The sequence below is a fragment of the Corallococcus sp. CA041A genome, assembly GCF_003612075.1.
Lineage (GTDB): Bacteria > Myxococcota > Myxococcia > Myxococcales > Myxococcaceae > Corallococcus > Corallococcus exiguus.
This window is the reverse complement of record NZ_RAWF01000151.1, coordinates 1-25,096: the sequence shown is the minus strand read 5'-3', so window position 1 is coordinate 25,096 and position 25,096 is coordinate 1. Positions and strand designations below refer to the sequence as shown.

Annotated in this window: 24 protein-coding genes and 1 pseudogene; 16 read left to right on the top strand and 9 right to left on the bottom strand. The window is 71.5% G+C overall.

The window, feature by feature from the left end; translation table 11 throughout:
* The coding region (locus D7V77_RS25155) for an HAD-IC family P-type ATPase (protein ID WP_147452154.1) at positions 1-1,086 on the top strand (1,086 nt) is incomplete at its 5' end.
* Positions 1,087-1,107: 21 nt separating this feature from the next.
* On the opposite strand, the gene D7V77_RS25150 is transcribed toward D7V77_RS25155, so the two are convergent.
* Positions 1,108-2,124 (bottom strand): 2-hydroxyacid dehydrogenase, encoded by a 1,017-nt coding sequence (locus tag D7V77_RS25150; protein WP_120578837.1) that lies wholly within the window; start codon positions 2,122-2,124, stop codon positions 1,108-1,110.
* 258 nt (positions 2,125-2,382) lie between these two features.
* On the opposite strand from D7V77_RS25150, the gene D7V77_RS25145 reads away from it, so the two are divergent.
* From D7V77_RS25145 to D7V77_RS25115, 7 genes are read left to right on the top strand one after another with little or no spacing between them, the layout of a single operon-like run.
* The gene (locus D7V77_RS25145; RefSeq protein WP_120578836.1) at positions 2,383-2,721 is read left to right on the top strand and encodes a hypothetical protein; all 339 of its coding nucleotides are present in this window, start codon (positions 2,383-2,385) and stop codon (positions 2,719-2,721) included.
* Positions 2,718-3,764, top strand: coding sequence for a hypothetical protein (locus D7V77_RS25140; RefSeq protein ID WP_147452153.1), 1,047 nt, complete (start codon positions 2,718-2,720; stop codon positions 3,762-3,764). Before D7V77_RS25145 ends, D7V77_RS25140 begins: the two co-directional genes overlap by 4 nt.
* A gap of 22 nt (positions 3,765-3,786) precedes the next feature.
* Positions 3,787-4,077, top strand: coding sequence for a TraR/DksA C4-type zinc finger protein (locus D7V77_RS25135; RefSeq protein WP_120578834.1), 291 nt, complete (start codon positions 3,787-3,789; stop codon positions 4,075-4,077).
* Between the two features lie 32 nt (positions 4,078-4,109).
* Positions 4,110-5,498, top strand: coding sequence for a sigma-54 dependent transcriptional regulator (locus D7V77_RS25130; protein WP_120578833.1), 1,389 nt, complete (start codon positions 4,110-4,112; stop codon positions 5,496-5,498).
* Between the two features lie 28 nt (positions 5,499-5,526).
* The gene (locus tag D7V77_RS25125; protein ID WP_217276068.1) at positions 5,527-6,732 is read left to right on the top strand and encodes a sensor histidine kinase; all 1,206 of its coding nucleotides are present in this window, start codon (positions 5,527-5,529) and stop codon (positions 6,730-6,732) included.
* Positions 6,732-7,433, top strand: a complete 702-nt coding sequence (locus tag D7V77_RS25120) for a response regulator (protein WP_120578832.1) — start codon at positions 6,732-6,734, stop codon at positions 7,431-7,433. Before D7V77_RS25125 ends, D7V77_RS25120 begins: the two co-directional genes overlap by 1 nt.
* Positions 7,430-8,548: a sensor histidine kinase gene (locus tag D7V77_RS25115; RefSeq protein WP_233597213.1), complete on the top strand. Its 1,119-nt coding sequence runs from the start codon at positions 7,430-7,432 to the stop codon at positions 8,546-8,548. Before D7V77_RS25120 ends, D7V77_RS25115 begins: the two co-directional genes overlap by 4 nt.
* Positions 8,549-8,578: 30 nt before the next feature.
* Here D7V77_RS25115 and D7V77_RS25110 read toward each other — a convergent pair whose 3' ends face one another.
* Entirely contained in the window at positions 8,579-9,559 is a 981-nt protein-coding gene (locus tag D7V77_RS25110; protein WP_120578831.1) for a lytic transglycosylase domain-containing protein, read from the bottom strand.
* A 254-nt stretch (positions 9,560-9,813) separates the two neighbouring features.
* Here D7V77_RS25110 and D7V77_RS25105 point away from each other — a divergent pair, with 254 nt between their 5' ends.
* The gene (locus D7V77_RS25105; protein WP_120578839.1) at positions 9,814-10,770 is read left to right on the top strand and encodes an alpha/beta fold hydrolase; all 957 of its coding nucleotides are present in this window, start codon (positions 9,814-9,816) and stop codon (positions 10,768-10,770) included.
* On the opposite strand, the gene D7V77_RS25100 is transcribed toward D7V77_RS25105, so the two are convergent.
* Both D7V77_RS25100 and D7V77_RS25095 read right to left on the bottom strand, forming a co-directional pair.
* The gene (locus tag D7V77_RS25100; RefSeq protein ID WP_120578830.1) at positions 10,756-12,726 is read right to left on the bottom strand and encodes a PAS domain-containing sensor histidine kinase; all 1,971 of its coding nucleotides are present in this window, start codon (positions 12,724-12,726) and stop codon (positions 10,756-10,758) included. The genes D7V77_RS25105 and D7V77_RS25100 overlap by 15 nt on opposite strands.
* 102 nt (positions 12,727-12,828) lie before the next feature.
* Positions 12,829-13,434, bottom strand: a complete 606-nt coding sequence (locus D7V77_RS25095) for a LysE family translocator (RefSeq protein ID WP_120578829.1) — start codon at positions 13,432-13,434, stop codon at positions 12,829-12,831.
* Between the two features lie 127 nt (positions 13,435-13,561).
* On the opposite strand from D7V77_RS25095, the gene gcvA reads away from it, so the two are divergent.
* Both gcvA and D7V77_RS25085 read left to right on the top strand, forming a co-directional pair.
* Positions 13,562-14,431 (top strand): transcriptional regulator GcvA, encoded by an 870-nt coding sequence (gcvA, locus tag D7V77_RS25090; RefSeq protein ID WP_120578828.1) that lies wholly within the window; start codon positions 13,562-13,564, stop codon positions 14,429-14,431.
* Positions 14,432-14,637: 206 nt separating this feature from the next.
* Entirely contained in the window at positions 14,638-15,546 is a 909-nt protein-coding gene (locus tag D7V77_RS25085) for a PHB depolymerase family esterase (RefSeq protein WP_120578827.1), read from the top strand.
* On the opposite strand, the gene D7V77_RS25080 is transcribed toward D7V77_RS25085, so the two are convergent.
* Both D7V77_RS25080 and D7V77_RS25075 read right to left on the bottom strand, forming a co-directional pair.
* A complete protein-coding gene (locus D7V77_RS25080; RefSeq protein WP_120578826.1) occupies positions 15,543-17,300 on the bottom strand; it encodes a serine hydrolase in 1,758 nt (585 codons plus the stop codon). The two genes, D7V77_RS25085 and D7V77_RS25080, sit on opposite strands and share 4 nt — an antisense overlap.
* 77 nt (positions 17,301-17,377) lie before the next feature.
* Entirely contained in the window at positions 17,378-18,115 is a 738-nt protein-coding gene (locus tag D7V77_RS25075; protein WP_120578825.1) for an SDR family oxidoreductase, read from the bottom strand.
* A gap of 152 nt (positions 18,116-18,267) precedes the next feature.
* Here D7V77_RS25075 and D7V77_RS25070 point away from each other — a divergent pair, with 152 nt between their 5' ends.
* Entirely contained in the window at positions 18,268-19,110 is an 843-nt protein-coding gene (locus D7V77_RS25070; RefSeq protein WP_120578824.1) for an AraC family transcriptional regulator, read from the top strand.
* Positions 19,111-19,139: 29 nt separating this feature from the next.
* On the opposite strand, the gene D7V77_RS25065 is transcribed toward D7V77_RS25070, so the two are convergent.
* The 3 genes and pseudogenes from D7V77_RS25065 to D7V77_RS44905 form a co-directional block, all read right to left on the bottom strand.
* The gene (locus D7V77_RS25065; RefSeq protein ID WP_120578823.1) at positions 19,140-19,529 is read right to left on the bottom strand and encodes a VOC family protein; all 390 of its coding nucleotides are present in this window, start codon (positions 19,527-19,529) and stop codon (positions 19,140-19,142) included.
* A 5-nt stretch (positions 19,530-19,534) separates the two neighbouring features.
* A pseudogene (locus D7V77_RS25060) lies at positions 19,535-20,560 on the bottom strand (M3 family metallopeptidase); the annotation flags it as partial.
* A complete protein-coding gene (locus D7V77_RS44905; RefSeq protein ID WP_169821186.1) occupies positions 20,560-20,814 on the bottom strand; it encodes a hypothetical protein in 255 nt (84 codons plus the stop codon). The pseudogene D7V77_RS25060 and the gene D7V77_RS44905, both read right to left, overlap by 1 nt.
* A gap of 94 nt (positions 20,815-20,908) precedes the next feature.
* Between D7V77_RS44905 and D7V77_RS25055 the strand changes: the two genes are divergently transcribed.
* From D7V77_RS25055 to D7V77_RS25040, 4 genes are all read left to right on the top strand, one after another.
* Positions 20,909-21,376, top strand: a complete 468-nt coding sequence (locus D7V77_RS25055; RefSeq protein ID WP_120578838.1) for an Lrp/AsnC family transcriptional regulator — start codon at positions 20,909-20,911, stop codon at positions 21,374-21,376.
* Between the two features lie 216 nt (positions 21,377-21,592).
* On the top strand, positions 21,593-22,807 hold the full coding sequence (locus tag D7V77_RS25050) for a TolC family protein (protein WP_120578822.1): 1,215 nt from the start codon (positions 21,593-21,595) through the stop codon (positions 22,805-22,807).
* On the top strand, positions 22,797-23,870 hold the full coding sequence (locus tag D7V77_RS25045; RefSeq protein WP_120578821.1) for an efflux RND transporter periplasmic adaptor subunit: 1,074 nt from the start codon (positions 22,797-22,799) through the stop codon (positions 23,868-23,870). The genes D7V77_RS25050 and D7V77_RS25045 overlap by 11 nt, the downstream gene beginning before the upstream one ends.
* Positions 23,867-25,096, top strand: a 1,230-nt coding sequence (locus D7V77_RS25040) for an efflux RND transporter permease subunit (RefSeq protein ID WP_147452151.1), incomplete at its 3' end; no start/stop codon positions are given. The genes D7V77_RS25045 and D7V77_RS25040, both read left to right, overlap by 4 nt.

Sequence of the window (25,096 nt, the reverse complement as noted above, 5' to 3'; positions counted from 1 at the left end):
GAGCAGGGGCTCACGCTGCTGGGGCTGGTGGGGCTCGCGGATCCGCCCCGCCCGGAGGCGGTGGAGGCCGTGCGCGCGGCGCGCGACGCCGGGGTGCGCACGGTGATGATCACCGGCGACCACCCGGCCACCGCCCTGGCCATCGCGAAGGAGCTGGGCCTGGTGCGCGAGGGTGAATCGCCCGAGGGCATCGTGCACGCGCGGGCGACCGCGGAGCAGAAGCTCCACATCGTGCGCGGGTGGAAGGCGCGCGGGGAGGTCGTCGCCATGACGGGAGATGGCGTGAACGACGCGCCCGCGCTGCGCGAGGCGCACATCGGCATCGCCATGGGCCGCACCGGCGCGGAGGTCACCCGCGAGGCGTCCGACCTCATCCTCACGGACGACAACTTCGCGAGCATCGTGGCCGCCGTGCGCGAGGGGCGCGGCATCTACGAGAACATCCGCAAGACGCTCGTCTACCTGCTGGCGGGCAACGCCGGCGAATTGGTGCTGATGCTGTGCGCGTCGCTCTTGGGGCTGCCCCTGCCGCTCCTGCCCCTGCACCTGCTCTGGGTGAACCTGGTGACGGACGGGCTGCCGGCGCTCGCGCTGGTGATGGACCCCGTCTCGCCGGACGTCATGCGCCACCCGCCCCGCCGTCCGGAGGCGCCCATGCTGGGACGCCCCGAGTGGGGCGCGGTGCTGGCCACCGGCCTGCTGGATGCCGCCGTCACGCTGGGCACCTTCCTCTGGAGCCTCCAGCGCCTGCCGGTGGAGGAGGCGCGCACGCTGACCTTCACCGTGCTGGTGTGCTGCCAGGTGCTGCGGGCCTTCGCCGCGCGCAGCGTGGGCCTGCTCCACTGGGAGGTGGGCGCCTTCGACAACCGGCCGCTGCTCGCGGTGGCGGCCCTCACCCTGGCGCTGCAGGCCGCCCTGCCGGAGGTGCCCGCGCTCGCCGCGTTCTTCTCGCTGGTGCCGCTGGACGCCGCGCACCTCGCGCTCGCCCTGGGGCTGGGGTTCATCCCGGTGAGCGTGCTGGAGCTGCGCAAGCTGCTCTTGCGCGGGATGGCGCGGGCCCGTGCGCGCGCCCCCCGCGGCGGTTGACGCGGGCGGCCTTCCGGACTTTCAGCGGGGGCGCACCTGCTCGGCCCGGACCTCCGTCGCCTCCAGGGGCTCGCCCCGCTCGAAGCGGCGGATGCTTTCGAGCGTGGTGCGGGCGATGGCGCCCAGCGCTTCACGGGTGAGGAAGGCCTGGTGCGCGGTGATGAGCACGTTGGGGAAGGTGAGCAGCCGCGCGAGCACGTCGTCCTGGAGCACCTGTCCGGAGAGGTCCTGGAAGAAGACGCCTTCCTCCTCTTCGTACACGTCCAGCCCGGCGGCCCCCAGGCGGCCCGACTTGAGCGCCGCCAGCAGGGCCTGGCTGTCGATGAGCGCCCCCCGGCCGGTGTTGATGAGCATCGCTCCGGGCTTCATCCGCGCGAGCGCCGCCGCGTCGATGAGGTGGCGCGTGCCGGGCGTGAGGGGCAGGTGCAGCGAGAGGATGTCCGCCCGGGCCAGGGCCTCCGGGAGCGCCACGGGCTCCAGGTGCAGCTGCCGCGCGTCCTCTTCCTTCAGCTGGGGATCCACCGCGAGCAGCCGGCAGCCGAAGCCGTGGAAGATGCGGGCGGTGGCGCGGCCGATGCGCCCCAGCCCCACCAGGGCCACCGTCTTGCCGTGCAGGTCGAACCCCACCAGCCCGTCCAGCGAGAAGTTCCACTCGCGCACCCGCGCGTAGGCGCGGTGCACCTTGCGGTTGAGCGCGAGCACGAGCGCCGCGGTGTGCTCGGCCACGGACTGCGGTGAGTACTCGGGCACCCGGACGACGGTCATCCCCAGCCGGGCGGCCTCCGACAGGTCCACGTGGTTGAAGCCCGCCGAGCGCAGCGCCACCAGCCGCGTGCCCCCTTGCGCCAGCGCCTGGAGGCAGGGGCCGTCCAGCCGGTCATTCACGAAGGAGCACACCCCGGGGAAGCCCGCCGCCAGTCCCACCGTCTGGGGCGTCAGGCGGGGCTCGAACCAGGTGAACTCATGGCCGAACGCGGCGTTGGCCTCTTCGAAGGCGGTGCGGTCGAAGCGGTGGGTGTCGAAGAAGGCGATGCGCATGGGCGTGTTCCTTCCGGCGCGCGAAGGCGGCCGCGGGCTCTTCGCCGGACTCTGCATCCGCCATGCGCGGCGGGGACACCGGCCCCGGGGGCCGGGTGGGCGCAAGCGTTGCGCGGTGCACGGGGGCTTTCGTGCAACTCCTGCGGGGCGCGCCACGCAAGGCCCGGGACAAGACTGGCATGCATCCTGTAGAGCAACGGGGGTGGGCCGCGCAGCGTGGGGGGCCCGGGACGCGATACGGGAAATGGAGGACGCTCGATGAATGCCACGCGTGACGAGGCAGGCCAGAGGTTGCGCCAGCGGTGGCGGGCCCTGCTGGAGATGAGGCGCAAGCACCGGGAGCTGCTGCGTGAAGTCACCGGCGCCGGGGCCCCCGAGTGGGTGGACCGCGCGATGGCCCTGGAGGAGACGCGGCTGCTCGACGCGCTCGACGCTCGCGAGGCGCGGGCCCTGGAGGCGCTGGAGCGCGCGTTGGAACACCTTCCGGCGGACGGCCTGCCCCGGTGCGAGGGCTGCGGCGCCGTCATCGAGCCCGAGCGGCTCCATGTCCTGCCCGAGGCCCGGTGCTGCCCCTGGTGCGTGGCGAGCAGACGATGAGTCCGTCTCCCAAGGCCCCGGTCGCCATCGGGTGGTTCGCGCTGGGGTACTTCGCCTGCTACCTGCCCTACAGCGCGCTGACGAAGGCGCTGAGCCTGGGCGCACTGCCGGGGATGAGCGCGGGGCTGCCGGGCTTCGTGCTGCTGCCCTCCACGGCGCTGGCCACGCTCGTGGGGATGTTCACGTACCTGGCGTGGAGCGGCTCCTTCCAGCACGCGGGGCGCCGGCGCTTCGGGCCGGTGAGCCTGCCCTGGCCGGGGCGCTGGACCTTCCTGTCCGGCCTGTGCACCACGGGCATCATCGCCACCACCACGCTGGCGTACACCTTCGACGGCACCTCCATCGTCTTCATGATGCTGCTGATGCGCGGCGGCGTGCTGGTGCTCGCGCCGCTGGTGGACGCGGTGAGCGGCCGGAGCGTCGCGTGGCCTTCGCGTGTCGCGTTGGGGGTGAGCCTGGCGGCGCTGCTCGTCGCGACGGGGCCGGGCGCGGAGCCGCGCCTCTCCCTGGTGGCGGGGCTGGACTGGGCGGTGTACGTCGTCGGCTACTTCGTGCGGCTGCGCTTCATGAGCCGGCTGGCGAAGAACCACGTCCCCGGCGCGCGCGAGCGCTACTTCGTGGAGGAGCAGATGGTGGCCGCGCCCGCGCTCGTCGTCCTGCTCGCGCTGTGGGCCCTGGCGGGCGTGGGGGGCGCGGCGGAGCAGCTGCGCGAGGGCTTCACCGGGATGTTCACACGGCCCACGCTGGCCGTGGAGCTGGCCGTGGGGCTCCTGTCCCAGGGCAGCGGCATCTTCGGTGGACTGGTGCTGCTGGATGCGCGGGAGAACACCTTCACCGTGCCCATCAACCGCGCTTCCAGTGTGTTCGCGGGCGTGGGCGCGACGGCCGTGCTCGCGGCGTGGCTGGGGCTCCCAGGCGTGAGCGTCCGGGAGCTGGCGGGCGCCGCGCTGGTGACGGTGGCCGTCGCGGTGCTCGCGGTGCCGGGCGTGCTCGCGGCGCGGCGCAAGCGCTCCGCCGCCCTGTCACTTCCCCCGGCCTCCTGAAGCCCGCACGGACGAGGACTTCATGCACGCGGACCCCATCACGACCCTGGCGCTGCGGATGCTCCTGTCCCGCCGGAACGCGCTGCGTGCGTCGTGCGCGGCGTTGGCTGCCCGGACGCCCGTGCGGGGAGTGCGACTCCCGCCGCACGAGCTGGCGGAGGTGGAGGCGGCGCTCGAGCGCATCGAGCAGGGCCGCTTCGGAGGTTGCGAGCGGTGTGGGGGCGCCATCGGCCGGCAGCGGCTGCTCGCCGTCCCGGAGGCGCGCTGCTGCCAGGCGTGCGCGGATGCGCGGGCCCGGGACGCGAACGCATGAAGGCCCCGGATTCATCTCTGGTAAGCAGGGGCATGCCCCCGGAACGCATCCTGGTCGTGGATGACGAGGTGAACGCGCGGCGCGCCCTGGCCACCCTCCTCGCGGAGGAGGGGTACGAGGTGCGTGAGGCCGCGGACGGCGCGGAGGCGCTCGCGGCGCTCCCGGACTTCTCACCCTCGCTGGTGCTCACCGACGTGCGGATGCCTCGCATGGACGGCGTCACCCTGCTGCGCCGCGCGAAGGAGGACGGCAGCGACGCGGCCTTCGTGATGATGACGGCGTTCGCCACGGTGGAGGCGGCGGTGGAGGCCATGCGCCTGGGCGCGGAGAGCTACCTCACCAAGCCGCTGGACCTGAACGCCGTGCTCGTCGTGCTGGGCAAGGCGCTGGAGACGCGCCGGCTGAAGCAGGAGACGCGGCAGCTGCGGGAGCGGGTGGCGGAGCGCTTCCGCGTGGGCAACATCATCGGGGACGCGCCCGAGCTCCAGGGCGTGTATTCCCTCATCCACCAGGCGGCCCCCACGCGGGCCACGGTGCTCATCCTGGGCGAGAGCGGCACGGGCAAGGAGCTGGTGGCCCAGGCGCTGCACGAACTCAGCCCGCGCAAGGCGCGCCCCTTCGTGAAGGTGCACTGCGCGGCGCTCAGCGAGGGCCTGCTGGAGAGCGAGCTGTTCGGCCACGAGCGGGGGGCCTTCACCGGCGCCCTGGCGCGCAAGGAGGGCCGCTTCGAGCTGGCGGACGGGGGCACCCTGTTCCTGGACGAGATTGGCGAAATCTCCCCGGCCGTGCAGGTGAAGCTGCTGCGCGTGCTGCAGGGCCGCGAGTTCGAACGCGTGGGCGGCACGCAGACGTTGAAGGTGGACGTGCGCATCGTGGCGGCCACCCACCGCGACCTGGAGGCGGAGGTGGCGGCGGGCCGCTTCCGCGAGGACCTCTACTACCGCCTCAACGTGGTGGCGGTGACGCTGCCGCCCCTGCGCCGGCGCAAGGCGGACATCCCCGCGCTGGTGAGCCACTTCATCGAGCGCTGCAACGCGGCCCATGGCAGGGCCGTGAAGGGGCTGGCGCCCGGCACCCTGGAGGCGCTGATGAGCCACGACTGGCCGGGCAACATCCGCGAGCTGGAGAACGTGGTGGAGCGCGCCGTGGTGCTCGCGCGAGGAGAGGAGCTCACGGCGGACGACCTGCCGCCCGTGCTGCGCGGCCCCCGCCCCAGCGCGGGGAGCGGCGACCGGCTCATCCCCGGCGCGACGCTCGCCGCCATCGAACGCGAGGCCATCCTCCGCACGCTGGAGATGGTGCAGGGCTCCACCACGCGCGCCGCGGAGGTGCTGGGCATCAGCGTGCGGAAGATCCAATACAAGCTCAAGGAGTACGGCGGCGGTGGCACCGGCCCGGACGAGGAGCCGGCCGCCTCCTGAGGCCCCGCGCGCAAGGAAGGGATTCGCCATGGAAGCCAGACCTGAAGGCGTGACGGACGACGTCCTGGAGGAACTCCAGCGCTACGTGGGCTTCTCCGCTATCGACGGGGAGGCCCTGCGGGAGCTGCACCCCATCGCCTGCGCGCACTTCGAGCGCATCGCGGACGTCTTCTACCGGCGCATCCTCGAACACCCGGGGGCACGCAAGGCGCTGGAGGGAGGCGAGAGCCAGGTGGGCCACCTCAAGGTGACCCTCCAGGACTGGATGGGGTCGCTGCTCCTGGGGCCGTGGGACGCGGCCTACTTCGAGCGCCGCTGCCGCATCGGACGGGTGCACGTGCGCATCCACCTGCCGCAGCATTACATGTTCGGCGCCATGAACCTGCTGCGCCAGGAGCTGACGGCGGTGATGGAGGAGTCGCTGCGCGGCGACCCCGACCGGGCCGCCCGCCTGGACCGGGCGCTGGGGAAGATCCTCGACCTGGAGCTCGCCATCATGCTGCACACGTACCGCGAGGACCTGCTGGCCCAGGGGGCCCGGGCCGAGCGGCTGGCGACCTTCGGGCAGCTGGTGGGCTCCATTGGCCACGAGCTGCGCAACCCGCTGGGCGTCATCGAGACGTCGCTCTTCATCCTCAAGGGCCGCCCCGCCGCGAAGGAGGACGCGCGCGTGGCCAAGCACCTGGACCGCATCGGGGAACAGGTGGAGGTCGCCAACCACATCGTCACCAGCCTGCTGGACATGATCCGTTCCCGCCCGCTGGTCCGCGCGCCGCTGCGGCTCGCGGAGGTCTGGGTCTCCGCGCGCGAGGCCGTCGCGCCGCCCGAACACGTGCGCGTGCGCACCGAGGGCCTGGAGGCGCTGCCCTCGCTGGAAGGAGACGCGGTGCAGCTGCGGCAGGTCTTCGTGAACCTGCTGCAGAACGCGGTGCAGGCCCTGGGCGAGCGCGAAGGCGAGGTGTGGCTGACGGCGGACGTCCCGGAGGCCGGGGTACGGCGGATCCGCCTGGTGTTGGAGGACAGCGGCCCGGGCCTGGACCCTTCCATCCGCGCGCGCGTCTTCGAGCCATTGATGACCACGAAGGCGCGCGGGCTGGGGCTGGGGCTGGCGCTCGTGCGGCGCATCCTGGAAAGGCATGGAGGTGGCATCGCGTACGCTCCCGCCGAAGCCGGATCCGGGCCGGGCGGGGCCCGCTTCGTGGTGGAGCTTCCCCTGACGCTGGAGCCTTCCTGATGGGCCGCTTCCTGTTGGTGGATGACAACCGGGCCTTCGCGGAGAACCTGGCGGAGATCCTCGAGGACGCAGGCCACTCGGCCACCGTGGTGGACCGGGGCGACGCCGCGCTCCAGGCCGCGCGCGAGGAGCGCTACGACGTGCTCATCACCGACATGCGCATGGCTGGAATGAGCGGCGCCGCGCTGGTGCACCACCTGCGTCAGCGGGACCCGGGGCTCGCGGCCATCGTCATCACCGCGCACCCCGGAGAGGCCGAGCTCGCGCGAGCGCGCGCGGAGGGCGTGCTCGCGGTGCTGCCCAAGCCGGTGCCGGTGCCCGCGCTGGTGGAGCTGCTCACGCGGGCCCGCCGCGACGGACTCGTCGTGCTGGTGGAGGACGACGTTCGCCTCGCGGACAACCTCACGGAGGTGCTGCGCGAGCGCGGCTTCACGGCCGTGGTCGCGCACTCGGTGCCGGACGTGGTGGGCCTGGAGCCCGTCCGCCCCTTCGCGGCGCTCGTGGACCTGCGCGTGCCGGGCGGCCCTGACGGCGAGGCGCTGCGCCGCGTACAGGAGCGCTTCCCTGGCACCACTCCCTTCGTCGTCACGGCCTATCCGGAGGCGCTGCCCGCGGACTTCGAGGGCCGGCTGGTCCGCAAGCCCTTCGACACCGGGGCGCTGCTCGCGGAGCTGGAGCAGGTGCACGGAGGCCGCGCGTGACGGGGCCGGGGAGCGCGGGGGAGCGTCCCCGGGTGCTGGTGGTGGATGACAACGCGGCGTTCCTGGACAACATGCGGGAGCTGCTGGAGGACCAGGGCTACGTCGTCTCCAGCGCGACGAGCTGCGCGGGGGCGCTGGAGCGGGCGCCGGCGGGCTTCGACGTGGCGCTGGTGGACGTCCGGCTGCCGGACGGAGAGGGCACATGGCTCGCTCCCCGGCTCAAGGCGCTGGTGCCGGACGGAGAGGTGGTGCTGCTCACCGGACTGGGCATGCTGGAGGCGGCGGTGGCCGCGGTGCACGCGGGCGCGTGCGCGTACCTGCTCAAGCCCTGCGCCACGCCGGAGCTGCTGGTGACCCTGGAGCAGGCGCTGCGCCAGGTGCGGCTGCACCGTGAGAAGCAGGCGCTGGCCCGGCGCGCGCAGATGACGGAGAAGCTGGCCGCGGTGGGCACGCTGACCGCGGGCCTGACGCATGAAATCCGCAACCCCCTCAACGCCGCCGCCCTGCAGCTCACCGTCCTGGAGCGGCGGGTGCGCAGGCTGGAGGAGTCCGTCCAGGGGCCGCTCCTGGAGCCGCTGCTGCTGGTGCGGGATGAAATCCGCCGCCTGGACCACATCCTCGAGGACTTCCTCCAGTTCGCCCGTCCCCGCGAGTTCAAGTCGTGCGCCGTGGCGGTGGCGCCGCTGTTCGAGCGGGTGAGCAGCCTCCTGGCCTGGCAGGCCGAGCAGCGCGGCGTGACGCTGGAGGTGGAGCCGCCGGGCGCGTTGGAGGCGTGGGGGGAGGAGGAGCGGCTGCGGCAGGTGCTGCTGAACCTGGCGCTCAACGCGCTGGAGGCGACGCCGCAGGGAGGCCGGGTGCGCTTCAGCTCGAGCGCGCGGGGAGGGGAGGTGGCGCTCTTCGTGGACGACAGCGGGCCCGGCGTGCCGGTGGAGGCGCAGGGGAGGCTCTTCGAGCCCTTCTTCACGACGAAGGCGAGCGGCAGCGGGCTGGGGCTCTCCATCGTGCACGCCATCGTCACCCAGCACGGCGGCACCCTCCAGGTGGAGGAGGGGCCGTTGGGGGGCGCGCGCTTCACCTTGCGGTTGCCTGGAGCACCGGGGACGGAGGCGGGATGAGGCCCAGGACGCCCCCATCCCGTCAGGCTTCTACGCGGGCAGCGAGCCCTGGCCGGTGGCCAGCGTGTTCATGAAGGACTTCACCTTCTGCACGTAGGTGGCGTCGCCGGTGCCGGCGGGGATGGCGTCCGGGTTGCTCTTGTCCACGCCGTTGGGGCCGGAGTTGTAGGCGCGCAGGGCCAGCTCATCGCTGCCGAACTGCTCCTTCATGTCCTTCATGTAGAAGGCGCCCGCCAGGATGTTGGTCTCCGGGTCGGAGAGGTCCTTGCCCTGGAGCTCCGGGTGCTTCGCCTGCAGCTCCCCGTAGGTGTTGGGGTTGACCTGCATCAGGCCGGTGTCCGTCAGGCCGTTGCCGCCGTTGGTGGTGACGGCGTCCAGGTTGCCGCGCGACTCCTGCCAGATTTGCGCGGCCAGCATCTCCGCCGGCATGCCCGTCTTGGCGGCGGCGGACTCGATGGCGCCGCGGAACTTCTCCAGCCCCGCGGGCAGGTTGCCGCCCAGCTTCGAGCCACCCGAGGACGAAGTCGTGGGCCCCACCACGCCGGTGTTGCCGTTGGACGCCTGCGACTGCGAAGCCGACGGGCCCACGACGCCGGTGTTGCCGTTGAGCGCCACGGGAGGACGCGACGTGTCCTGCGGCGTGAAGCTGCTGTCGGAGAAGGACTGCGAACCCGTGCCGCACTTCCCGCCCGAGGCGCCCTGCGCACCCTGGGCTCCGGAGACACCCTGGAGCGCCTGCGCGCCGCCCGGCACGGCCTGCGCCACCAACTGCACGATGGAGGTCAGCGCGGAAAGCGTGTCCTGCAGCAGCTTGCCCAGCTCCGCGCCCTTGCCAGAGCCGATGTCGAAGCCATCCTTCTGGAACGCCGCGAGCCCCGGCGAGCCCGGCTTCTGGCTGGAGGAGAACCCGTCCACGCCACCCGGACGACCCGCGAGGCGGGGGGAGGCGGCGTCCTGCACCGGCAGGCGGGACACGGAAGCGGAGGTGCTGCGGAGGGGCGAGATGGCCATGGCGGGGGACCTCGAAAGGGATTGGGTTCGGGTGAAGCGATGCAGGACCCCATAGCAGCCGGTGTGCCAGCCCCCCAGGGACGGGGCGGCCGCGGGCAACCCACGGATTTCACGGGCAACGCGAAGGGGCGCTGGAGCCCGTGTGGGGCCCGTGCCTGGTGACTCCCGTCACCGGCCCGATGGCCTCCGTCATCATCCGAACCCACCGTCATCCGTGGAATGACAGCGGGCAGTGCGTCGTGCAGAACGCTCCCATGGCCGACATCACCCACCGCACCGTCCGGACGAATGGCATCCACCTGCGCATCAGCGAGGCCGGCCAGGGCCCGCTGGTCCTGCTCCTCCATGGCTGGCCGGAGTCCGCGTACTCGTGGCGCCACCAGCTCCGGGCGCTCGCGGACGCCGGCTACCACGCGGTCGCGCCTGACGTTCGCGGCTACGGCCAGAGCGACCGGCCTGAACCCATCGAGGCCTACAGCATGAAGCAGCTGGTGGCGGACTTCGTGGGCCTGCTCGATGCGCTGGGCGAGAAGACCGCGGTGGTGGTGGGCCACGACTGGGGCTCGGCGATGGCGTGGAATTGCGCCGCGCTGCACCCGGACCGCTTCCGCGCCGTCGTGGGCATGAGCGTGCCGCACCTGGGCCGCACGCCCATGCCGCCGACCCAGCTCTTCCGGCACGTGTTCGGGGACAAGTGGTTCTACATCCTCTACTTCCAGGAGCCGGGCATCGCCGAGGCGGAGCTCGAAGCGGACATCCCGAGGACGCTCCGCATCACCCTGGGAGGCACCCCCGGCTTCGACACGCAGGCCGAGGCCGTGAAGTCGCGCCGCCAGGGTGACGGCTTCCTCACCGGCCTCCAGGTGCCGGATCCGCTGCCCGCGTGGCTCACGGAGGCGGACCTCGCGCACCTCGCGAAGGAGCTGGAACACAGCGGCTTCCGCGGCGGGCTCAATCGCTACCGCAACATGGACCGCGACTGGGCGGAGTTGCCCGAGCTGGCGACGGCCCTCATCCAGCAGCCCGCCCTGTTCATCACCGGAGAGAAGGACCCGGGCCGCGCCTTCGCTCCGCTGGAACCCATGAAGGCCCTGGTGCCGCGGCTCCAGGACGTGCTCGTCATCCCAGGCGCGGGCCACTGGATTCAGCAGGAGCGCCCCGCGGAGGTGAACGCCGCGCTGCTGGCGTTCCTGAAGTCACTGCCCGCGTGAATCCCCGTGCCGGGGCAGGCGCACGGTGAACGTGGTGCCTTCCCTGGGGGTGGAGGCGACGTCGACGGTGCCGCCGTGGGCGTCCACCAACTGCTTCACGATGTAGAGCCCCAGGCCCACGCTGCGGCCGGTGGAGCCCACCTCCGACGTCGCGCGCTGGAGGGGTTCGAAGATGCCGGGCAGCTTCTCCTGGGGAATGGGCGTGCCCTGGTTGTGGACGGACAGGCACACCCATCCGTCCTCGCCCCGGGTCGTCACCTGCACCGGGCTGGCTTCGGGGCTGTACTTGATGGCGTTGGTGACCAGGTTCTGCACCACCTGGGCAATCCGCTCGGAGTCCCACTCTCCGGTCGCGTCGCCCCGCTCCTGCACGCGCAGGGTGCGGCCTGGGTGCGCCGCATCCACCTGATCCAGCACCTGCCGGGCCACCTGGTGCAGGTTGGACGCTCGGGGCGCGATGGGGATGCCCGTGCCCAGCCGGGCCTGGGTGAAGTCGAGCAGGTCGCTCACGAGCCGCACCGCGCGGTGTACGGCGGACTGGATGCGCAGCACGGACTGGGCGGTGCGCGCGTCGAGCTCGTCGCGGCGGGCCATGGCGCTCACCGTCAGGTGGATGGCGTTGAGCGGGGTGCGCAGGTCATGGCTGACGATGCCGATGAGCTGCTGCTCGAAGTCGACGCGGTCCTGGAGTTGCTGGGCCAGGACGGCCGCGCGCTGGTGCGACCTCACCGCGTCCGTGGCGTCCCAGGCCACCGCCATGAAACCCTCGACGGCGCCGGCCATGTCCCGCATGGGCACGTGCGTGAAGTTGAAGTAGCGCTCCACCCGCTCGCCCGTCTCCGGGCGGGTGAACTCGAAGCGCTCCTCCGTGAAGACCCGGGACTCCCCCGTCTGGAAGACGGGGTCGCAGGACTTCTCGATGATGGACGGCCCCAGCTCCTCGGGCAGCACTTCTATCAGGGGCCTGCCGAGCAGCTCCCTGCACCTTCGCTCCCAGAAGCGGCACTGGACGGGGTTGGCGAACTGGATGACGTGGTGGGGGCCCTGGAAGATGGCGATGCCCACCGGGGCCTGATCGAAGATGGCGTAGAGCTTGCGGCGCTCCGCCTCCGCTTCGGCACGTGACGCCCGCTCCCGGGCAAGCAGCGCCGCGCGTTCCTCCTCCGCCTGCTTGCGCGCGGTGATGTCGAAGAAGGAGCTGACCGCACCCACGACGCGGCCATCGGGCGTGCGGAGGGGCCGGGCATTGACCGACAGCCAGATGCGGCTGCCTCCCGTCTGGTGGATGCCAATCACGTCGCCAGACACGTTCTCGCCCAGGCGAAGCGCGCGCATGTGGGGATGCTCCTCGCCAGGATACGGGCTGCCGTCCTCCCGGATGGCCTCCCAACGGGGGTCGAAGGGGGTGCGGCCCTGCAAGCGGTTGGCGGACAGGCCCAGCCGCTGCTCCGCGGCGGCGTTGGCGAAGCGGATGGTCCCGTGCTCGTCGTGCAGGGTGACGCCCTCGTCCAGCGAGGCGAGGATGGCGCTCAGCCGCGCCTCGCTCTGCCGCAGCGCCTCCTCCGCCAGCTTGCGCTCGGTGACGTCCTGCGTGACCTTCACGAACCCGCAGGGCTGGCCCACGTCATCGCGCAAGAGCCACAGGTCTATGTCCGCGATGAAGAGGCTCCCGTCCTTGCGCTGCCGGGGCTCCTCGCCCTGGTAGTGCCCCGTTTCGAAGGCCTCCTTCAGCTCCGTTTCTGGACGCCCCTGCTGGCGGTAGTCCTCGGGGAAGAGCATGCGGAAGTGCTGGCCCAGGACCTCCCCGGCGCGCCAGCCCTTGATGTGCTCGGCGCCCGGGTTCCAGCTGATGATGTGCCCTTGCAGGTCGATGCCGAAGATGGCGCGGTCCTTCGCGCTCTGGACCAGGAAGCGGAAGAGCACATCCGTGTTCTGGCCTGCGTGCGTGCACTCCATGCGTGCCACGGTTCCTCCAGGTCGTGAAACACGCGAGCTGTGAGACACCGTTCCCCGCGGCACAGGGAGCGGACGCGCCGGGCCCCGGCCGGAGCGCTGGTGTCAGGCGAAGGCCACCCAGGCCGCGACGGCGATCATGCAGGCGCCGAAGGTCCAGCCCTGGATGCGCAGGGCACGTTCGGAGTGGAAGCGCCCCAGGATGAGCTTTCCGCCGTAGATCCACGGGAAGTGGCACGCCAGGCAGACGACGAGGAAGGCAGCGGTGAGCTGCGCCGTCTGGGAGAACATCCCCCGGGCGGGGTCGAGGAACTGGGAGAACATCACCAGGATCATCGAGTGGATCTTCGGGTTGAGCGCGACCGCGAGCAGCCCCTCCCCGAACCCCAGGCGCGTTCTTACGTCGCTCGCCTCCCCGGAGGTGGCCGAGGCGCGGAAGAAGCCCCACGCGAGGTAGAGCAGGTACACGACGCTGCCCCAGCGCAGGACCTGGTGCAGCGCGGGCAGCCCTTGCAGCACCCGCCCCAGGCCGATGCCGTAGAGGAGGCACAGCGCGACGTTGGCCGCCTCGAAGCCCATCCAGAAGGGCAGCGTGCCCCGGACGCCGAAGCGGCCTCCGGCGGTGGCGAGCACCGTGTTGCCCGGCCCGGGGCTCACCACCATGGGCACCGTGTAGCCCAGGAACAACACCCACACCTCGGCGGAAATCATGACGGGGCACCTCGCGGGCGCGGCGCGTCCATCGCGCCTTGTCACCGCGGGGGACAGACAGACTCCACTTCGGAGCGCCGACCCAGCGAGCTATCCTCGCGCGCTCGATAAAAGGGGCTCATCGAGCATGCGCCGCATTCCACCGCTGGGCGCCCTCCGTGCCTTCGAGGCAGGAGCGCGACACCTGAGCTTCACCCGCGCCGCCACGGAGCTGCGGGTCACCCAGGCCGCCATCAGCCATCAGGTGCGGCAGCTGGAGGACTGGCTCGGTGTCTCCCTGTTCGAGCGCCGGGGCCACGCGCTGACGCTGACGGCGAGGGGCGCCGAGTACCTGCGCGAGCTGACGCCCGTGTTCGAGCGCATGTCCGAGGCGACCACGCGGCTGTACGCGCGCGAGCAGGGACCGCTGCGGCTCACGGTGCTGCCCTCCTTCGCGGCGTGTTGGTTGTTGCCGCGCCTGGAGCGCTTCCGGAAGCAGCATCCGGACATCGAGCTGCACGTGAACAGCTCCGAGGCGCTCTGGGACTTCCTCGACGACCGCTTCGACGTGGGCATCCGCTCCGGGCTGGGCCGGTGGACGGGGCTCAAGGCGGAGCAGCTCGCGTCCGAAAGGCTCGCGCCCGTGTGCACCCCGGCGCTGGCGAAGCGGCTCCGCGCGCCTGGGGACCTGGGCAAGGTCCGGTTGCTCCACGACTCGCCCAAGGATGGCTGGAGGCGCTGGTTGGATGCCGCAGGGGTGTCAGGCGTGGACGCGGATCGGGGCCCGGTGTTCAACGACGCCGGGCTGGCGCTCCAGGCGGCCCGGCTCGGAGATGGCGTGGCGCTGGGGCGATTGATGCTCGCGGCGGATGACCTGGAGGCGGGCCGGCTGGTCCAACCCTTCAAGGCGGTCCTCCCCAACGACTTCAGCTACTGGCTCGTGCACCCGCGCCCCCTGACGGGCCGGCGGGACGTGGCGGCGTTCAAGGCCTGGGTGCTCGAAGAAGCCCGGCGCTGACCGCGCTTCGCGCGTGGCGCGAACCGTGGGCGGACGTGGCGCGGTGTACCTCCACGGAGTCCATGTGTATTGCCATTCAATCGGAATCCTGTGGCGGCGGTGTGCATTCGCCGTGAAATGTGATTATTCGTGCAACCGAGGCTTTTCTATTTTTATCTGCAATCGCAGAGTGCCCGTGCGTCAAACCCAGACCCGGAGAAAACACCATGCGGATGCAATGGATTGCGCTGGTTGTCGCGTTGGGAGTTGTCGCCTGCGGCGGGAGTTTCGAACCGGGGGAGGCGGACACGTGGGGAACGCATGAATCGGGGCTCACCATCACCACGGAGGACCAGGTCGTGGCCCGGCTGCCCGCGAGCACGGGGGCGGGCTATGGCTACGGTGAGTACCTGCCTCCGGGTTACCTGACGTCCACCACGTCCAATCCGGTCATCATCCACCTGAACGGTGCTGGCGAGTTCGGCACGTCTCCGACGGAGGCGCACCTGTTGGAGTTCGTGACGCGCCATGGGGCGCTGAAGAACATCCACAAGACGGCCCAGGGCAAGGCGTACTTCGGACAGAACCAGGTGATGGTCTTCACGCCGCGAGCGCCGACGAACTGGCAGCCGGCGGCGATCGACGCGTTCATCAGCTTCATCGTGGCGAACTACCGCGTGGACACGACGCGCATCTACCTGACGGGTATCAGCTTCGGTGGCTACGGCGCCTGGCAGTACGCGTACACGTACGGGAGCCGTCTGGCCGCGCTGGCGCCCATGGCCACCAACATCGGCGCGCCGGGGCCCACCCTCACCCAGCTGAAGAACGTGCCGGTGTGGGCGGTGCACTCGTTCGCGGACGGCAGCTCGCTGTCGGCGGAGACGTCCTGGCTGATGAGCGTGACGAAGAACTACGGCCTGTTTCAGTCGGTCCAGGTGACGTCACCGACCCAGAAGGTGACTTACCTGTTCCCGGGCGCCAGCAGCCCCGTGTGGACGTTGCAGACCGGCGTGGTGGCCACCGGGAACGACATCGCGCGTCTCACCGTGCTGCCCGGCGGCGTGCACGACTGCTGGACGCAGCAGTATGACAACTACGCGTTCTGGGATTGGCTCCTCGCCCAGCATCGCTAATTCTTCCGGGTCGCGGCCGCGAGGATGTATCGGGGCAGCAATTCCTCGCGGACCCGCTTCCACAGCGCGAACTGGCCGTAGTTGGCGCCGGTGAAGGCCACGGCCAGGTCGAGCTCGGGAATGACCATGACGTACTGCCCGCCGTTGCCGCCTGCTTCGTACTCCGCGTAGACGCGGTCGCCGACCTTCAGCTCGTGCCGCCACCACGCGTAGCCGTAGGTCCTGCCGGGGCTCATCTCCGCGTGGCGGGCCGTGGAACGCTCCACCCAGCGCCGGCTGATGACCCGCCGTCCGTTCCAGACGCCGCCGGACAGATACAGCTGTCCGAGCTTCAGCGCGTCTCGGGGGCGCAGGTAGAGCCCACCACCCAGGTATGCGTCGCCGTCGGGTGAGAGGTTGATGTGGTGGCGTCGCATCTGGAGCGGGGTTGCGACGGTGCGCTCGAAGAGTTCCGGCAGCCAGGTGCCCGTGGCTTCGTGCAGGACGGCGCCCAGCAGGTGGATGCCCGCGGAGCAATACACGGCGGTGTCTTCGCCGGGCTCGCGGGCCATGGGCAGGTTCAGCGTGTATGTGTACCAACCGGAGGGTTGGTCCTGGACGGTGTTCTCGTTGCCAGGGGAGCTGTCGTCGTTGTCGTCGCACGCGAGCCCCGACGTCATGGTCATCAGGTGTTCCACCGTGATGCGCGCCTTGCGCGGGTCCTGCGAGGCCAGGGCGGTGCCGCCAGGGAGGAGCGGGTACACGGGTGACTCCGGCCGCAGCTTCGCGCCCTGGTCGATGGCGGCGCCCACCAGCAGGGGCGCGAAGGTCTTCGAGGCGGAGCGCAGGTCGTGCGGGCGCTCCGAATCCTGTCCATGGAAGTACTCCTCGACGACGAGCTTCCCGTGGCGCGCGATGAGCAGGCCTTCGATGAGCGGCGTGGACGTGGGGCCCGGTGTCGTGTCGAGGATGCCCTGCACCAGCGCGCGGATGGGCGCTTCATCCATGCCGACGTCCGCGAGGGACGCCGTCGTCCAGCCGTCGCCGTCGGCGATGGGTTTGCGGTAGGTGTAGACGGGTTCGGCGGGCGTGCGGGGCTGGAGGCCCACGGCCTGGTCGCGTTCGAGGCGAGTGAGGTCGAGCGTGCCCAGGAAGAGGACGTTCAACGACAGCTTCCCGGCGTCGGCGTCATACGTGCCGGTGAAGCGCATCCCGCCGGGCCGGGTCTCCACGAGAGAGACGGCGCCGTCCTTCAGGGAGACGCGGAAGGTGCCTTGTCGTCCGAGGTTCTTCTCCGGGTTGCGGATGAAGGCGTGGATGGCGCCGTCCGGCATCTCCTGGATGACGAAGTAGAGCGTGAAGCGATCCTCCAGGGGCGCGACCCTGCCGCGCCACACGTCCTTCTGGAGGAGGCGCAGCTCCATGGGCGTGGCGTAGCGGACGCCGCCCACGAGGATGCGCGGTTGAATCCAATGCCCGGTGATGCGTTTCCCATCGGGTGAAAGCGACCCGCGGAAGTCACCCTGGCCCCCAGGGAGCGTGAACGTCAGGGACTGCTTGTCCAGGACGCCGGTGGCGGTGAAGCCTCCAATGGATGCACGCCAGCCGCCCGGATCGCGGAAGAGGGTGAGCTCGCCCCGGACCTCGGGTCCATAGGTGCGCTCTCCGCCCCAGGTGCCGACCAACGCCTTCGCGGGGTCCGTGCCCTGGGCCAGGGCCACTCCCTGGGAGAGGGTGGCCAGGAGGAGCGACAGCCTCAGGAGGGAAGGGCGCATGCGGAGGGCTCGCGGTGTCGGGGCAGGAGGGCGCTTGCCCTACGGGTGAATGCGCACCCGATTGCAGGAGCTGGAGCTCAGTCCTGCGCCGTGGGACGGACAATCACCTCGCCCACGTCCACGTCGGCAGGCTGCTCGATGGCGAAGGCCATGGCCCGGGCAATCGCATCCGGCGAAATCGCGAGCCTGTCCCGGACCTCCTCGAACCGGGCCCGGAGCTCCGGATTCTTCACGTGCTCGAGGAAGTTCGTCCGGGTCATCCCTGGCGAGATGACCGTCACCCGCAGCTTGGGGCCCGCTTCCTGGCGCAGGCCTTCGGAGATGGCTCGCACGGCGAACTTCGTCCCGGCGTAGACCGCCTGGCCGGGCACGATCCGGTGCGCAGACGTCGACGCCGTGTTGATGAAGTGTCCGAAGCCCTGCTCGCGGAAGACCGGCAGCGCCGCGGCGATGCCGTACAGCACGCCCTTGATGTTGGTGTCGACCAGCTCTTCCCAGTCGTCGACGCGCAGGTCGTCCAACGGAGAGGTCGCCAGGCTGCCCGCGTTGTTGATGAGCACGTCCAGCCTGCCAAACCGCTCACGGGCCATGCGGACGAGCCCGGCCACGTCCTCGCGCCGTCTCACGTCCGTGCGTGCGGAGAGGGCTTCTCCTCCCGCCTTCGTGATGCGCTCCACCACGGGTTCCAGCCGCTCCAGCCGGCGTGCGCCGAGGACGACCTTCGCCCCGCGTCCAGCGAGCAGCACCGCCGCTGCTTCGCCAATGCCGCTGCTGGCTCCGGTGATGGCAATGACCTTGTCCTGGATGCCTGACATGACGCCTTCCTGCCCGGCCAAGTGAGGGGAGGGCCGGGCCTGCGATGCAAGACGTAGCCATGCCGGGGCACGCCGGACTTGGACGTTGTTGGCATGGCGTGCAGGTCAACAACGTCCAAGCCAGGAGGGAGGCTCATCATTAGGATCCAACCGTGCCCGCGCTCCCTCACTCCGTCGTGGATGGCCCCCTGTCCATCCAGACCTTCCTGTTCCCGGAGCTGCCGGGCTTGCGACTGGTGCGCTACCGGACCGACGGGCGGCTGCTTCGCTCCGTGAAGGAACGTTTCTCCGTGATGCTGACGCAGCGGGGGCACTCGGAGTGGTGGGGGCGGGGAAAGGTCCATTCCTCCTCGCCCCGAACGGTCGACCTCAAGCAGATGGGCGAGGTGCACCGCGACCTGCGCCGCGATGGACCGGCCCGGTTCCAGGTCATCGCCTTCGACGAGTCCCTCGTCGCCGAGGCCCGAGAGGCGCTGGGCGCGCCGGCCTCCGCCCGGCTTCGCGAGCTCCAACTCGAAACATCGCGGCCCGCGGCGGCCGACTTCGTGGGCCTCCACGCCGTGCTGGATGCGGGCCTGGAGGGGCGCTCCAGCGCGCTCGCGCTCCAGACGGCCCTGGCCGAAGCCCTCTCCTCGCTGGTCGGATGTCTGGAGCATTCAGGCGCAGTGGATCGGCGCTACCGCTGGCCCATCCGGCGCGTGGTGGAGGCCCTGCACGAAGCCATTCCGGAGGGCATCACGCTGGAGGCGCTGGCCCATCAGGTGGGTTGGAACCGCTTCCACCTGTGCCGCGCCTTCCGCGAGGAGCTGGGCATGCCTCCGCACGCATACCTCACCCACCTGCGCGTCTCGCGAGCTCAGCGGTTGCTGTCACAGGGACTGGCGCCCGCGGAGGTCGCGCTCCAGGTCGGGCTCTATGACCAGAGTCTGCTCAACCGGCACTTCAAGCGCATCGTCGGCCTCACCCCGGGGCAGTTCGCGCGCGCCGTGCAGTGAGGCCGCCGTCACGGGCGCTGGGTGCGGCTCTAGCGGGAAGGCTCCCGGAAGACCGCTTCGATGTTGTTGCCATCCGGGTCCAGCACGAAGGCGGCGTAGTAACCGGCGGGATAGCCCGTCTCGACGCCGCGAAGTCCGGGCGGCCCGTTGTCGGCTCCTCCCGCCGCCACCGCGGCCGCGTGGAAGGCGTCGACCTGGGCGCGGCTCGTGGCTGCGAAGGCCGTGTGTTGCTTTACGCCGTGCGGATGGAAGCGGTCGATCCAGAAGATGGGGTAGTCCCGGCCATAGCCAATGCCATCCGCCCCCGTGTCCTGGGGAAGCTGCATGGCGCGGCGCAGGCCGAGCGCCCCCAACGCCGCGTCGTAGAAGGCCGCCGAGCGGGCAACGTCCGCGACGCCAATGCCGGTGTGATCAATCATGGCCCTCAGTGTATGGGCGCGAAGCCGCGCTCGCGCATCAGCGCGTCGAGGCTCGCGTCCTTTCCCCGAAACTTCCGGTAGCCCTCGAACGGGTCGAGGGTGTTGCCCACTGAAAGCACGTGCTCGCGCAGCCGCGCGGCCACCTTCGCGTCATAGGCACCTCCGGCTTCCTGGAAGGCCTCGAAGGCATCCGAGGCCAGCATGTCCGCCCAGAGGTAGCGGTAGTAGCCCGCCGCGTAGGCGTTGCTGGAGAAGACGTGTCCGAAATGGGGCATGCGGAAGCGCATGCCGACCTCCTCGGGCGCGCCCATCTGGCGGAGCACGTCGCGCTCGAAGGCGTCGGGGTCGATTCGCTTCGCGCCCGCCAGGTGCATCTTCATCTCCACCAGCGCGGAGGTGAGGAAGTCCACGGTGTAGAAGCCCTGGTTGAACGTCGCCGCCTTCTGGATGCGGGCGACGAGCGCCTGGGGCATGGGCTGTCCCGTCGTGTGATGCACCGCGAAGCGGCTCAGCACCTCCGGCGTGGCGAGCCAGTGCTCGAACAGCTTGGAGGGGAACTCCGCATAGTCGCTCACCACGCGGCCACCACCGAGCGATGGGTACGTCACGTCCCCGCTCAGCGTGTGCAGCGCATGGCCGAACTCGTGGAACAGCGTCTGGGCGTCACGCCAGCCGAGCAGCGCGGGGCCTCCCGCCCCCGGCTTCACGAAGGGCATGCTGATGGCCACCAGGGCCGGCACCTCGCCACGGAAGCGCTCCTGGACGCGGTACGTCTCCGTCTGCCCTCCGTTGTATTTGCCCTCACGCGCGTAGGGGTCGAAGTAGAGGAGCCCCCGCTCCCGGCCGCTCTCCCGGTCCTTGACGGCGAAGACGCGCACGTCCGGGTGGAAGACGGGCACGTCCGGCGCGGGCGTGAAGGTGTAGCCGAAGAGCTGGCCCGCCACCCAGAACATGCCCTCGCGCAGGGTCTCCAGATAGAGGTATGGCTTCACCTCGCTGTCGTCGAAGTCATACGCCTGCTTGCGCACCTTCAGACGCGATTGAACGTCCGCCCCGAGTCCTGGAACGCGGCGACGGTGTTCTCGAAGGTGGGGGGCTCCTTCGAGTCCGCGATGGCGGCGACCTCGCTCCGCGCCTGCGCCATGGCGGCTTCGAGCGCTGGAGCGAAGTCCTCCACTCGCGCGCGGTCGAACGGCGGGACGCCTCCATGGGGCCCGGACCAGGGCGCGAGCAGGGCATCCGGCGACGAAGCGGAGGCCGCGAAGGTCGTGCCCGCCAGGAGCACGAGGCATGCTGCGATTCTGTGTCGTGGCATGCGGACAGAATACGAGCCAGGATTGAGGGGCATCCATCGAATGGAATTCGCCCAGAAGCCTCGGATGGCCGCACTCGACCGGATTGATCGCGAGATTCTGGAGGCCCTCCAGAACAATGCACGGCTGTCCAACAAGGAATTGGCCGCGAAGGTGGGGCTGGCCCCGTCGTCGTGCCTCGCGCGGGTGAAGCGGCTGGAGACGGACGGGGTCATCCGCTCCTATCGCGCGGACCTGGATCCACGCTCGCTGGGGCTGGGGCTCCAGGCGCTCATCGCCGTGCAGCTCCGGCTCCACGTGGGCGAGGCCTTCGGCAGCATCGGCGACCACCTGCGCTCGCTGCCGGAGACGGTGGCCGTCTATTGCCTGGGCGGCACGACGGACTTCCTGGTGCACGTCGTGTGTCGGGACACCGAACACCTGCGCGTACTCACCATCCAGTCCTTCACCAGCCGTCCGGAGGTGAGCCGCATCGAGACGTCGCTGGTGTTCTCCTTCGCGCGCTCGGGGCTGCCGGTCGACCGGGGCGCCTGAACGTCACCGTGCGCCGCCCCCGCCGGGGCTCATGAAGTCCGCCTGGGGAGGGGATGAGGTTCTTCTCACGCGCGGGTGGCGAGGGCCGGACATCGCTCTATGCGTCGTGCCGGGACGGAAACGGCCACCGCTTCGGGGCATTACGCCTCCTTCCTCGCGGTGAGCGGCCCCGGTGGGTGATGGCGGGGACGGTGCTGTCGGGAGGACTGTCCTTCGATGTGGCACGGGAGTGCAGGGTCTTCCAGGGTCGTCACGCTGCTGCTGCTGTGTGGCGGCACCGCGCTGGGGGAGCCACTCACGCTGCGCCTGGCGCTCCTTGAAGCCAGGAGTCAGGCCCCGGCGCTCGCACAGGCCCGGGCGCAGGAAGCCGTGGCCCGCGGGGACGAGGAGGTCGCCCGGACCTTCTCCCCGCTGACCCTGACACTGGGGGGAGGGGGAAATGATCCCCGGTGGACCGTGGGGCTGACCCAGAAGCTTCCGGCCCCGGGCGCCCGGGCGGCCCGTGTGCTCGCCGCGGAGTTGACGGCCCGCGGCGCCGCCGACGAGCGCCGCGCGAGCGAGGCCACGGTCCGGGCGGATGCGCGGCGTGCCTACTTCTCATGCGTGCGCGCCCACCAGCTCCTGGAGACCTCCGCGCGCGCACTGGCGCTCGCGCGCGAGTCGGAGGCCGCCGCGGTGCTGCTCTTCGACACCGGCGCGGCTCCGGAACTGGACCTGCTCCAGGCCCGCATCGCCCGAGGCACCGCCGAAGTCCAATGGCTGACCCGCCAGGGTGAGCTCGCCGCCGCCACGGCGGCGCTGGCCCTGCTGCTGGGCCGGCCACCGGGTGCGGCGCTGGAGCCGGTGGACACCTCTCCGCCCGCCCTGCCTTCACTGGAGGCCGTGCTGGCCCGAGGCGCGCAATCCCCCGCCGCCGAGGCACGCCAGGCCGACGTGGCGGCGGCCGAGGCCTCCCTGCGGGCGTCACGTCGGGAACGGTGGCCCGTGCCCACGGTGGGGGTCTCCGTGGAGGCGGATGGCCCCGGGGGACGCAGCACGTATCTTCGCGGCGCGCTCGACCTGGACCTCTCCCTCCCTGGCTTGGGACGCGGAGAGACGGTCCGCGCCGCGGCCTCGCTGGAGCTCGCGCGCGCCCGCCAGAACGAGGAGCGGCGTTCCCGGTGGACGGAGCTCGTCTCCAGCCATGCGCGCCTGTCCGCCTCGCTGGCGGGACTCGCTCGCTACTCGGAGGAGATCCTCCCCGCGGTGGAGAAGACGGAGGGCATGGCCCTGGAGTCCTATCGCGTGGGCCGCAGTCCCCGGGTGGCGCTCAACGCCGCGCTCCAGACGGCCACGGAGACGCGGACGCAGGCCATCGAAGCCGCCTTCGCCGCCCAGTCCGCCTTCGCGGACCTCGAACTCGCCGCCGGGATGCCCCTTGATGAGCCCTAGATTCGCGCTGCTCGCCTGTCTCTTCGCCTCTGGCGTGGGGTGCCAGCGGACGCCGCCCGAGGTGGGCCCGCCGCCCCTGCCGCGCGTCCGCGTCGCCCTCGTGGCTCCGGGACGGGCCGTGCGCGAACTTCGCGTCGCGGGCCTGCTGTCGGCGCCGCCCGGGGGCGAGGTCCGGCTCTCACCGCTGGTGCCCGGGCGGCTGTCGCTGCTGCGCGTGGCCGAAGGGGACCGGGTGCGCGCGGGCGAAGTCCTGGCCCAGGTGGACACGCTCAACGCCGCCGCGGAGCTCCAGCAGGCGGAGGCCTCCCTGCGCGAAGCCACCTCCGCGCTCGAGGCCTCGAAGGAGAAGCGTGCGCGCACGGATGTCCTGGCCGAGCACGGGGTCGCGGCCCGTCAGGACGCGGAGCAGGACCGGAACGCGGAGGCCTCCGCCCGCGCCGCGGAGGCCCGGGCCCGGAGCGCCCTGGCGCTGGCGCGGCGGGGCATGGGGCGCACCTCGCTGCAGGCCCCCTTCGACGGAGTCGTGACGGCCATCGGCGTGCGGCAGGGGGAAATGGTGGAGGGCGCGAATCCCCCCGTGGTCCAGGTCTCGGCGACGGATCCGCTGGAGCTGCGTGCGTTCGTCACCCAGCAGGAGGCCGCGGAGGTCCAACCCGGTCAACGCGCGACCCTCACCGTCGACGGGCTGGACGGTGCCCGCGAGGGCGAGGTCGCCGCGGTGTCCCCTTCCGTGGATCCGCAGAGCGGCAACGTGCTGGTCCGCCTGCGCTTCGCCAACCCGCGCGGGGAGCTGCGCCTGGGCGCGACCGCGCGAGCCCACGTCGTCGTGGCGTCGCTGGGCAGCGCGCTGGCCGTGCCGGCGTCGGCGCTCCTGCCCCAGGAGGATGGGGGCGTCGCGGTCGCGCGGCTCGGGGACGGGCGGGTCCACCGGGTGCCGGTCCACGTCGTCTCCGAGGACCTGGGCGGGGCCGTCGTCCAGGGGCCGCTCGCGGTGGGCGAGCGCGTCGTCGTGGAAGGGGGCTACTCCCTGCCGGATGACGCCGGGGTAGAGGTCCTGAGGTGACGTGGCTGACGCTGCTGCGGCGCAACGCGCCCGGGGTGGTGGTGCTGCTGGCGGCGCTGACGCTGGCGGGAGTGCTCGGCGCGACCCGCCTGCCCGCTGGCCTCTACCCGGAGGTGACCTTCCCGCGAATCGTCGTCGCCGCGACGCTGAATGGCGCCAGCGCGCAGACCCTGCGGTTGTCCGTGACCGGCCCGGTGGAGGAAGCGCTGTCCACGGTCATCGGCGTGCGGCAGGTGCGCTCCCGGACCATCCGCGCGGCCGCGGAGATATCCCTCTGGTTCGACTCGAACGCGGACATGGAGCGGGCCCTGGGGCTCGTCAATGCGCGGCTCGCGGAGGTGCAGAACGCACTGCCCGCGGACGCGACGCTCTCCGCCGAGCGGCTCACCCCGTCGTCCTTTCCCATCCAGACCCTCGCCGTCACCGGGACGGTGGACCCTGCCCTGCTGCGCGAGTTCGCCCTGCGGACGCTGCGTCCCGGCCTGGCGGGCCTCGCGGGAGTGGGGCGCGTGGACGTGGTCGGCGGCGACGTGCGCGAGCTCGGCATCGCCGTGGACGCACAGCGGCTGGAGCAGGCGAAGCTGGACCTGCCCACGCTCGCCACCCAGGTGGGCAGCGCGCTCGTGCTCGAACCGGCGGGCCGGGTGGACGTGCACTACCAGCAGGCGCTGGTGGTGGTGCGGGGGCCGGTGGACTCGCCGGACCGGTTGGCGGCGCTCGTCGTGGGCGGGACGCCCGAGGCGCCCGTGCAGCTGGGCGACGTCGCGCGGATCCAGGAGGGACACGCCGACCGGCTCTCCCTGACGTACGCGAACGGCCGTCCCGCGGTGCTCGTCAACGTGGGCCGGCGACCCGGGGCGGACGCTGTCACCCTGGCGCGGGACATCCAGGCGGAGCTCGACCGGGTGCGAGCGGGACTGCCGCCGGGCATCGACGTCGAGCTCTCCTATGATCAGGCCGGGCTCATCGCCCGGTCCGTGGCTCACGTGCGGGAAGAGGTCATCCTCGGTGGGTTGCTCACGCTCGCGGTCGTGGGCCTCTTCCTGCGCTCCTGGCGGGCGATGACGGCCGCGGCGGTGGTGCTCCCGGCCACCCTGGCGATGACCTTTGGCGCACTCTGGCTCGTGGGCGGGACGCTCAACCTGATGTCGCTGGGCGGGCTGGCGGTGGCCATCGGGCTGGTGGTGGACGACGCCGTGGTCGTGGTGGAGGCGGTGTACCGCCTG